Below are 6,527 nucleotides of genomic sequence, written 5' to 3'. Positions count from 1 at the left end.
CGCTGTTGAGTTCTCAAGAATCGGACACATCCCGCCTCCACACCTGAAGAGGTGCTTCACAACGGAAGTGATCGAAGTAGTTGTACCGAGAGCCGGCCTGATTCAGGCGGGCCGTTCGATTTGTTCGTGTCGCCGAGACCGGGTAGGCTTATCAGAACCGAAGTCCCGATCGCCTCCGTGGCAACTCGACTAACTTAGCACATCCGCAGGCCGTGTCAAGTCGGCGTCTTCGTGATGCTCAGCGTCGGATCCGGAGATCGTCTCGCCGTCACCGAAGCCGAGGACCTGAGTCCCGCGGAGGCTTTGCATCTTACGCTCGCGATCCGCCGCCATCAAGAGACGAATCTCTAACAGGCTTGAGAGCGAGGGGATGGTCATCGCTTGAGGGGGGCCGGCGGGTCACGATGCTCTGCATCCGACTCTCGCTGTCCGCTCCTTTGGGCTGACGAGGAGTTACATTACGTCGAGGTTTCGCGGCCCTGCAAATCGCTCGTCGCCCGGGCGTGTCGCGATTCGGGCTCCTCGCGGGGCGGACCGCGTCCGCGTCAGGAGACGAAGGCGCCGGCGAAGCTCTTCTTGCCGCGACGCAGCACCGCGATCCCGTCGATCAGCGGGAGGTCGCCGAGCACGGCGGCGTCGTCCGACACCGCGGCGTTGTTCACCGAGAGCCCGCCCTGGCCGATCGCCCGGCGGGCCTCGCCGAGGCTCGCGACGAGTCCGGCCTCCACGAACGCCTGCACCACCGGAGTCGCCGCGGTCGCCTCGACCGTCGTCACCGCCTGCAGCGCTCCCCGCAGGATCCCGGGGTCGATGCCCTCCAGCGACCCGCGACCGAAGAGCGCCGAGGAGGCCGCGATCACCGAGGCCGTCACCGCCTCCCCGTGCACGAGGACGGTGACCTCGCTCGCGAGCGCGCGCTGCGCCTCGCGCTTGAACGGTGCTTCCACACTCGCCTGCTCGAGCCGCTCGATCTCCGTGCGCGGCAGGAAGGTGAAGGTCTTCAGCCGGGCCGCCACATCGCGGTCGTCGGTGTTGAGCCAGAACTGGTAGAACGCGTACGGGCTGGTGAGCGACGGGTCGAGCCAGACGGCGTTGCCCTCGCTCTTGCCGAACTTCGTCCCGTCGGAGTTCATCACCAGCGGCGTCCCGATGGCGTGCACCGAGACCCCCTCCGTCCGGTGGATCAGATCGGTCCCGCTGGTGAGGTTGCCCCACTGGTCGCTGCCACCCGTCTGCAGGATGCAGCCGTACTGGCGGTAGAGCTCGAGGTAGTCCAGCCCCTGCAGGATCTGGTAGCTGAACTCGGTGTAGCTGATCCCCGCGTCGGAGTTCAGGCGGGCACTGACCGCGTCCTTCTTGAGCATCGTGCCCACCCGGAAGTGCTTGCCGATCTCCCGGAGGAAGTCGATCGCCGACAGCGGCGCCGTCCAGTCCAGATTGTTCACCAGCCGCAGCGGGTTCTCCCCCTCGGTCGAGAGGAACCGCGACACCTGCGCCTGCAGGCGGGACACCCACTCGACCACCGTCTCGCGGGAGTTGAGCGTCCGCTCCGCCGTCGGCCGCGGGTCGCCGATCAGCCCGGTCGATCCGCCGACGAGACCGAGGGGCCGGTGCCCGGCGAGCTGGAGCCGGCGGAGCACGATCAGCTGGACCAGGTTGCCCAGGTGCAGGCTCGGCGCGGTCGGGTCGAAGCCGCAGTAGTAGGTGATCGGGTCTCCGGCGAGGAGCTCGCGCAGCGCTGCCGCGTCGGTCGACACGTGGATCGCGCCACGCCAGACGAGCTCGTCCCAGACGTTCTCGAACGAGGGATCGAGCGACGGCATGGTCGCGGATCCGCGGGAGTCCTGATCGGTCACCCGTCCAGGGTAGCGCGAGGCCGGCGGCTCGCCCGGCGCGCGATCAAGTCCAAGAGCTTGATCTCACGGCATCAAGCCCTGATACTTGATCGAGGAGGTCATCGTGTTCGTCATCACTGCCGATCAGCGCGACAGTCGTCACGACGACGACCGGGTCGAGCAGGCGATCGCCGCTCTGCTCGAATCGGAGGAGTCGTCCTTCGTGCTCCCTCCCGAGCGCACCGCGGGCGACGAGTTCCAGTTCGTGCTCGACCGCGCCGAGGCCGTCGTGTCCGTGGTCCTCGCGCTCCACCGCTCCGGGCACTGGAGCATCGGCCTCGGCATCGGCGCGATCGAGCGGCCGCTGCCCCGGACCACCCGCGCCGCCCGCGGAGCGGCGTACTTCGCGGCGCGGCGCGCGGTCGAGGCGGCGAAGGGACGGGCGACCCGCTTCTCGCTCGACCCCGATGCCTCCGGCTCCGATCCGTCCGGCCACGGCTCCCCCGACGACGCCTTCCCCTCGGTCGGCGACGCCCAGGCGCTGTTCGATCCGCTGCTCCACCTCCGGGACTCGCGGACCCCGGCCGGCTGGGAGATCGTCGACCTCCTGGACGCGGGGCTCTCGCAGAAGGAGGCGGCCGAGCGTCTCGCCGTCTCCCCCCAGGCGGTCAGCCTCCGGGTGCGGACCGCGAGCGCGCGCGCCGACGGACCGGCACGGGACGCCCTCGCCCGGCTGCTGACGGTGGTCGACCGTACGCTCGACCCCGACGCGGCGGCGACCGCCGACCCGTCGGCGCACGGCTCCACGGAGACCAGCGACCCTTCCGCTTCTGCTTCCGCTTCCGAGAGGACACCCCGATGACGGCACTCCGCACCGCACTGCCCGAGACCTTCGCCGTCGCCGCGCAGTCCGCCTCCTGGACCGGCGTGCTCCTGGTGCTCCTCGCCGGAGTCGCGGGCGCCGTCCTCGCGGCGCGCCTGCGCCGCCCCTCGCTCGGCTGGATCAGCATCGGCGCCGCGGCCGCCGCCTTCCTGCTGACCGGCGTGGCCGGCGCCTCCGCTCCCCCGGCGCTCGCTCTCGCCGTCGTGGTGCTCGCCTTCGCACTCGCGGTCCTCGGCGGCGGGCCGCTGGTCCTGCTCACCCTCGATCTCGCGACCACCGACTCCCGCAGCGGCGCACACGGCGGCATCATGATCGCCGCCGCTCAGCGTCCCGGGACCCCCGGGGTCGCTCCGTCCGCGATCGGCCAGCCGATCGAGGTGCTGCGCGGCGGCACCACCATCGGCGTGCTCGAGCGGATCGCCACCGCGGGCGCCCTGCTCAGCGGTCTGCCGGAGGGCGTCGCCGTGATCGTCGCCGTCAAGGGCGTCGGCCGCTTCAGTGAGCTGGCGTCCCCGGAGGCACGCGAGCGCTTCATCATCGGCACGCTCGCCAGCCTCGCCTGGTCCGCGGCGCTCGGGATCCTCGCGCGGCTCTACCTGGCGGGCTGACCGCCGCCCGTCTCCGGGCGACGACGCGCCACCGCGCGCCGGTACGGCGAGACGGTCGGGTCGCCGGCGATGAGGAACCGCCAGGGGAAGGCGGCGTCGCCGCCCTCGCCGGAGACCCCGGTCCGGGCGGACGACTCGATCGGCACCGGCGACTCGCGCGGCAGCAGCTCGAAGGAGAGAGCCATCGGATCGCCCGACTCCGCGAGGGTCACCCCCAGCGCCTTGGCGAGCCGCGCCGGACCGCGGGCGAGGTCCCTCGGGCGGACCGGTCCGCGTCGGAGCAGGGCCAGCTCCTCCCCCGCCACGATTTCGCCCGCGCGGAGCAGCACCGCGGAGGCTGTGCCCGCCGGGGAGCAGACCAGGTTGACGCAGGTGTGCATGCCGTAGGTGAAGTACGCGTAGACCGTCCCCGGCTCCCCGAACATCGGGGCGTTCCGCGGCGACCGGCGCCGGTGCGCGTGCGAACCCGGGTCCTCGCCGAGTCCGAGGTAGGCCTCGACCTCGGTCAGCCGGACGCCGACGACGCCCTCGCCGGTGCGGTGCAGCAGCACCGCCCCGAGCAGATCGGGAGCGACCTCGAGGGCCGGGCGCGAGAGGTCGATCGGCTCCGGCATCCCTAGAAGAAGCTCTGGCCCGAGACCACGGTGACGATGATCACCGCGATGATCACCACGCCGGCCACGACGACCAGGGTCCGCTGCTGCCACGGCGGCAGCGGCGGACGGCCGTCGTCGCCGGGCGGGCCCTGGAGGGTCACGACGCGTCCCCGCGGAGGGCGGACCGGACGACGCGCACGCGCTCGGTCAGCTGCGCGAGCTGCTCCGCCACACGGTCGGGTGCGGTGCCGCCGACCCCGTCGCGGCTGGCGACCGAGCCCTCGATGCTGAGCACCGAGCGGACGTCGGGCGTCAGCAGCGGCGACACCGAGCGCAGCGCCTCGTCGTCGAGGTCCTCGAGACCGAGGCCCCGGGTCTCGGCGAGCTTGACCAGCTCTCCGGTGATCTCGTGCGCGTCGCGGAACGGCACGTGCTTCTTGACCAGCCATTCCGCGACGTCGGTCGCGAGCGAGAAGCCCTGCGGGGCGAGCTCGGCCATCCGCTCGGTGTGGAAGGTCAGCGTCGCGATCATCCCGCTGAAGGCGGGGAGGAGCACCTCGAGCGTGGTCACCGAGTCGAAGACCGGCTCCTTGTCCTCCTGCAGGTCGCGGTTGTATGCGAGCGGGAGCGCCTTCAGCGTCGCGAGCAGGCCGGTCAGGTTGCCGAGCAGCCGACCCGCCTTGCCGCGCGCGAGCTCGGCGATGTCGGGGTTCTTCTTCTGCGGCATGATCGACGACCCGGTCGAGTAGCCGTCGTCGAGGGTGACGAAGGCGAACTCGCGCGTGTTCCAGAGGATGATCTCCTCCGCGATCCGCGAGACGTCGATGCCGATCATCGCGCTGACGAAGGCGAACTCGGCGACGAGATCGCGGCTCGCGGTGCCGTCGATCGAGTTGGGCACGCTCGCGGCGAAGCCGAGCTCGCGGGCGACCGCCTCGGCGTCGAGCCCGAGGGTCGAGCCGGCGAGGGCACCGGAGCCGTACGGCGACACGTCGGCGCGGACCGCCCAGTCGCGCAGCCGCTCGAGGTCGCGCAGCAGCGCCCAGGCGTGCGCGAGGAGGTGGTGCGCGAGCAGCACCGGCTGCGCGTGCTGCAGATGCGTGCGGCCGGGCATGATCGCCGCCGGGTGGGCGGAGGCCTGGGCGGCGATCGCGTCGATCAGCTGCACCACCAGCTCGGCGATGACGGCGGCGTGGTCGCGGAGGTACATCCGCACGAAGGTCGCGATCTGGTCGTTGCGCGAGCGCCCGGCGCGCAGCTTGCCACCGAGCTCCGGGCCCGCCTCGAGCATCAGGCCGCGCTCGAGCGCGCCGTGCACGTCCTCGTCGGCGTCGTCCGCGGTGAAGCGGCCCTCGACCACCGCCGAGCGCAGGCGCTCGAGCGCGTCGAGCATCCCGGTCAGCTCGGCGTCGTCGAGGTAGCCGGCGGTCGCGAGGGCCCGGGCGTGCGCGCGGGAGCCGGCGATGTCGTACTCGGCGAGCTGCCAGTCGAAGTGCGTCGACTTCGAGAGCGCGGCCAGCTCCGGCGACGGGCCGCCGGCGAACCGGCCTCCCCAGAGCGCGCCGGCCTCGCCCGCGCGGGCGGAGGGTCGTTCCGTCATGGTTCTCCTCGGGGTCGGCTGTCGAGTCTACTGAGCGGCGTCGGGCGTGCCGGCGCGCTCGAGGAGCCAGACCAGCAGGGCCTTCTGGGCGTGCAGGCGGTTCTCCGCCTCGTCCCAGATCACGCTCTGCGGGCCGTCGATCACGTCGGCGGTCACCTCGTAGCCGCGGTCGGCCGGGAGGCAGTGCAGGAAGAGCGCGTCGGACGCGGCGGCCGCCATCGTGTCCGAGTCGACGCGGTAGTCGCGGAAGGTGGCGACCCGCGCGGCCTTCTCCTCCTCCTTGCCCATCGACACCCAGGTGTCGGTGATCACGATGTCCGAGCCGGCGGCGCCCGCGGCCGGGTCGGTCGTGGTGGTGGCCGAGCCGCCGGTGGTGGCGGCGATGCGCTGGGCGTCCGCGAGCACGGCCGGAGCGGGAGCGTAGTCCGCGGGCGAGACGATCCGGACGTGCATCCCCGCCGTCGCGCCGGCCAGCAGGTAGGAGTGCGCCATGTTGCTCGCGCCGTCGCCGAAGAAGGTCAGCGTGAGGCCGGCGAGGCGGCCGCGGTGCTCGCGGATCGTCAGCAGGTCGGCGAGCAGCTGGCACGGGTGGAACTCGTCCGAGAGCGCGTTGACGACGGGGACGCGGGTGCCCGCCGCCATCTCCTCCAGCCCGGACTGCGCGTAGGTGCGCCAGACGATGGCCGCGACCTGGCGCTCGAGCACGCGCGCGGTGTCGGAGGCGGTCTCCTTGCCGCCGAGCTGGCTGCTCGCCGTCGAGATGATCAGCGGGCTGCCGCCGAGATCGGCGATGCCGACGGCGAAGGACACCCGGGTGCGGGTGGAGGACTTGTCGAAGATGACCGCGACGGTCTGCGGGCCGGCGAGCGGCGTCCGCGAGAAGCGGTCGCGCTTGAGCTCCAGGGCGAGATCGAGGATCTCGGCCTGCTCGGCGGGGGTGATGTCGTCGTCGCGGAGGAAGTGGCGGGTCACGGCTGCGGTTCGCTTTCGATCGGGGAAGGAGGT

Annotated in this window: 7 protein-coding genes; 2 read left to right on the top strand and 5 right to left on the bottom strand. The window is 72.0% G+C overall.

Features of this window, described 5'->3' with window-relative positions; all coding sequences use genetic code 11:
* Positions 1–545: 545 nt before the first annotated feature.
* Positions 546–1,823, bottom strand: coding sequence for a tyrosine--tRNA ligase (gene tyrS / locus MT353_RS19235; protein ID WP_243625634.1), 1,278 nt, complete (start codon positions 1,821–1,823; stop codon positions 546–548).
* A gap of 136 nt (positions 1,824–1,959) precedes the next feature.
* On the opposite strand from tyrS, the gene MT353_RS19230 reads away from it, so the two are divergent.
* Positions 1,960–2,697, top strand: coding sequence for a DNA-binding protein (locus MT353_RS19230; protein WP_243598683.1), 738 nt, complete (start codon positions 1,960–1,962; stop codon positions 2,695–2,697).
* On the top strand, positions 2,694–3,326 hold the full coding sequence (locus MT353_RS19225; RefSeq protein WP_243625624.1) for a hypothetical protein: 633 nt from the start codon (positions 2,694–2,696) through the stop codon (positions 3,324–3,326). The genes MT353_RS19230 and MT353_RS19225 overlap by 4 nt, the downstream gene beginning before the upstream one ends.
* Here MT353_RS19225 and MT353_RS19220 read toward each other — a convergent pair.
* Genes MT353_RS19220 through argF form a run of 4 tightly spaced genes read right to left on the bottom strand, consistent with a single transcriptional unit; the run spans position 3,311 to position 6,494 of the window.
* Positions 3,311–3,940, bottom strand: coding sequence for a DNA-3-methyladenine glycosylase (locus MT353_RS19220; RefSeq protein WP_243625623.1), 630 nt, complete (start codon positions 3,938–3,940; stop codon positions 3,311–3,313). The genes MT353_RS19225 and MT353_RS19220 overlap by 16 nt on opposite strands.
* Before the next feature lie 2 nt (positions 3,941–3,942).
* Entirely contained in the window at positions 3,943–4,083 is a 141-nt protein-coding gene (locus MT353_RS19215; RefSeq protein ID WP_159422422.1) for a hypothetical protein, read from the bottom strand.
* Positions 4,080–5,522, bottom strand: coding sequence for an argininosuccinate lyase (gene argH, locus MT353_RS19210; RefSeq protein ID WP_243598680.1), 1,443 nt, complete (start codon positions 5,520–5,522; stop codon positions 4,080–4,082). Before argH ends, MT353_RS19215 begins: the two co-directional genes overlap by 4 nt.
* 27 nt (positions 5,523–5,549) lie before the next feature.
* On the bottom strand, positions 5,550–6,494 hold the full coding sequence (gene argF / locus MT353_RS19205; protein WP_127887041.1) for an ornithine carbamoyltransferase: 945 nt from the start codon (positions 6,492–6,494) through the stop codon (positions 5,550–5,552).
* Positions 6,495–6,527: the final 33 nt, after the last annotated feature.

It is taken from the genome of Rathayibacter sp. VKM Ac-2927, assembly GCF_022815525.1.
GTDB classification, from domain to species: domain Bacteria; phylum Actinomycetota; class Actinomycetes; order Actinomycetales; family Microbacteriaceae; genus Rathayibacter; species Rathayibacter festucae.
Note: the sequence above shows the minus strand (reverse complement) of the source record. Positions and strands in the feature narration are given on the sequence as shown.

Excerpts from the sequence above, each read along its gene's own strand:
- tyrS (WP_243625634.1), bottom strand. The coding sequence starts at position 1,823 with ATGCCGTCGCTCGATCCCTCGTTCGAGAACGTCTGGGACGAGCTCGTC.
- argH (WP_243598680.1), bottom strand. The coding sequence starts at position 5,522 with ATGACGGAACGACCCTCCGCCCGCGCGGGCGAGGCCGGCGCGCTCTGG.
- MT353_RS19225 (WP_243625624.1), top strand. The coding sequence starts at position 2,694 with ATGACGGCACTCCGCACCGCACTGCCCGAGACCTTCGCCGTCGCCGCG.
- MT353_RS19220 (WP_243625623.1), bottom strand. The coding sequence starts at position 3,940 with ATGCCGGAGCCGATCGACCTCTCGCGCCCGGCCCTCGAGGTCGCTCCC.